The sequence below is a fragment of the Pseudomonas sp. KCJK9111 genome, from assembly GCF_046231935.1.
Lineage (GTDB): Bacteria > Pseudomonadota > Gammaproteobacteria > Pseudomonadales > Pseudomonadaceae > Aquipseudomonas > Aquipseudomonas parafulva_B.
On the sequence record NZ_JBJJMO010000122.1, the window covers coordinates 1 to 3,113 of the forward strand.

At 51.4% G+C, this 3,113-nt stretch carries 1 rRNA gene; it reads right to left on the reverse strand.

Annotation, left to right across the window (positions count from 1 at the left end):
* Positions 1-73: 73 nt before the first annotated feature.
* Positions 74-2,966 (reverse strand): 23S ribosomal RNA (locus ACK59L_RS21425).
* Positions 2,967-3,113: the final 147 nt, after the last annotated feature.

A 3,113-nucleotide genomic window follows, 5' to 3' on the forward strand; every position in this document is an offset into this window, starting at 1 on the left:
GATGCGTTGCGAACTTTCGGTTCATGTCATCTTCACCACCGCAATCTGCAGAAGCAAATTGCTTGGGTGTTATATGGTCAAGCCTCACGGGCAATTAGTATTGGTTAGCTCAACGCCTCACAGCGCTTACACACCCAACCTATCAACGTCGTAGTCTTCGACGGCCCTTTAGGGGATTCAAGATCCCAGTGAGATCTCATCTTGAGGCAAGTTTCCCGCTTAGATGCTTTCAGCGGTTATCTCTTCCGAACATAGCTACCCGGCAATGCCACTGGCGTGACAACCGGAACACCAGAGGTTCGTCCACTCCGGTCCTCTCGTACTAGGAGCAGCCCCTCTCAAATCTCAAACGTCCACGGCAGATAGGGACCGAACTGTCTCACGACGTTCTAAACCCAGCTCGCGTACCACTTTAAATGGCGAACAGCCATACCCTTGGGACCGGCTTCAGCCCCAGGATGTGATGAGCCGACATCGAGGTGCCAAACACCGCCGTCGATATGAACTCTTGGGCGGTATCAGCCTGTTATCCCCGGAGTACCTTTTATCCGTTGAGCGATGGCCCTTCCATACAGAACCACCGGATCACTAAGACCTACTTTCGTACCTGCTCGACGTGTGTGTCTCGCAGTCAAGCGCGCTTTTGCCTTTATACTCTACGACCGATTTCCGACCGGTCTGAGCGCACCTTCGTACTCCTCCGTTACTCTTTGGGAGGAGACCGCCCCAGTCAAACTACCCACCATACACTGTCCTCGATCCGGATAACGGACCTGAGTTAGAACCTCAAAGTTGCCAGGGTGGTATTTCAAGGATGGCTCCATGAGAACTGGCGTCCCCACTTCAAAGCCTCCCACCTATCCTACACAAGCAAATTCAAAGTCCAGTGCAAAGCTATAGTAAAGGTTCACGGGGTCTTTCCGTCTAGCCGCGGATACACTGCATCTTCACAGCGATTTCAATTTCACTGAGTCTCGGGTGGAGACAGCGCCGCCATCGTTACGCCATTCGTGCAGGTCGGAACTTACCCGACAAGGAATTTCGCTACCTTAGGACCGTTATAGTTACGGCCGCCGTTTACCGGGGCTTCGATCAAGAGCTTCGCTTGCGCTAACCCCATCAATTAACCTTCCGGCACCGGGCAGGCGTCACACCCTATACGTCCACTTTCGTGTTTGCAGAGTGCTGTGTTTTTAATAAACAGTCGCAGCGGCCTGGTATCTTCGACCAGCAAAAGCTTACGGGGCAAGCCCTTCACCTTCGCCGGCGCACCTTCTCCCGAAGTTACGGTGCCATTTTGCCTAGTTCCTTCACCCGAGTTCTCTCAAGCGCCTTGGTATTCTCTACCTAACCACCTGTGTCGGTTTGGGGTACGGTTCCCAGTTATCTGAAGCTTAGGAGCTTTTCTTGGAAGCATGGTATCAACCACTTCATCGCCTAAAGGCAACTCGTCATCAGCTCTCGGCCTTGAAATCCCGGATTTGCCTAAGATTTCAGCCTACCACCTTAAACCTGGACAACCAACGCCAGGCTGGCCTAACCTTCTCCGTCCCTCCATCGCAATAACTGGAAGTACAGGAATATTAACCTGTTTTCCATCGACTACGCTTTTCAGCCTCGCCTTAGGGACCGACTAACCCTGCGTCGATTAACGTTGCGCAGGAAACCTTGGTCTTTCGGCGTGCGAGTTTTTCACTCGCATTGTCGTTACTCATGTCAGCATTCGCACTTCTGATACCTCCAGCAAGCTTCTCAACTCACCTTCACAGGCTTACAGAACGCTCCTCTACCGCATCATCATACGATGATACCCGTAGCTTCGGTGCATGGTTTGAGCCCCGTTACATCTTCCGCGCAGGCCGACTCGACTAGTGAGCTATTACGCTTTCTTTAAAGGGTGGCTGCTTCTAAGCCAACCTCCTAGCTGTCTAAGCCTTCCCACATCGTTTCCCACTTAACCATGACTTTGGGACCTTAGCTGACGGTCTGGGTTGTTTCCCTTTTCACGACGGACGTTAGCACCCGCCGTGTGTCTCCCATGCTCGGCACTTGTAGGTATTCGGAGTTTGCATCGGTTTGGTAAGTCGGGATGACCCCCTAGCCGAAACAGTGCTCTACCCCCTACAGTGATACATGAGGCGCTACCTAAATAGCTTTCGAGGAGAACCAGCTATCTCCGAGCTTGATTAGCCTTTCACTCCGATCCACAGGTCATCCGCTAACTTTTCAACGGTAGTCGGTTCGGTCCTCCAGTCAGTGTTACCTAACCTTCAACCTGCCCATGGATAGATCGCCCGGTTTCGGGTCTATACCCAGCGACTAAACGCCCTATTAAGACTCGCTTTCGCTACGCCTCCCCTATTCGGTTAAGCTCGCCACTGAATATAAGTCGCTGACCCATTATACAAAAGGTACGCAGTCACCTAACAAAGTAGGCTCCCACTGCTTGTACGCATACGGTTTCAGGTTCTATTTCACTCCCCTCTCCGGGGTTCTTTTCGCCTTTCCCTCACGGTACTGGTTCACTATCGGTCAGTCAGTAGTATTTAGCCTTGGAGGATGGTCCCCCCATATTCAGACAAAGTTTCTCGTGCTCCGTCCTACTCGATTTCATTGATAAGAGATTTTCGTGTACGGGGCTATCACCCACTATGGCCGCACTTTCCAGAGCGTTCCACTAATCTCAAATCAACTTAAGGGCTGGTCCCCGTTCGCTCGCCACTACTAAGGGAATCTCGGTTGATTTCTTTTCCTCAGGGTACTTAGATGTTTCAGTTCCCCTGGTTCGCCTCTTGCACCTATGTATTCAGTACAAGATAACCAGCTTGTGCTGGCTGGGTTCCCCCATTCAGAGATCTCTGGATCACAGTCTGTTTGCCGACTCCCCAAAGCTTTTCGCAGGCTACCACGTCTTTCATCGCCTCTGACTGCCAAGGCATCCACCGTATGCGCTTCTTCACTTGACCATATAACCCCAAGCAATCTGGTTATACTGTGAAGACGACATTCGCCGAAAATTCGCACGTCGCTCTTACGAGCAGAACTCACAAATTTTACCTTAGCCTGAATTCCAGCAGTGAAACTGGTCTTCAGTCTATTTCTATCACATATCC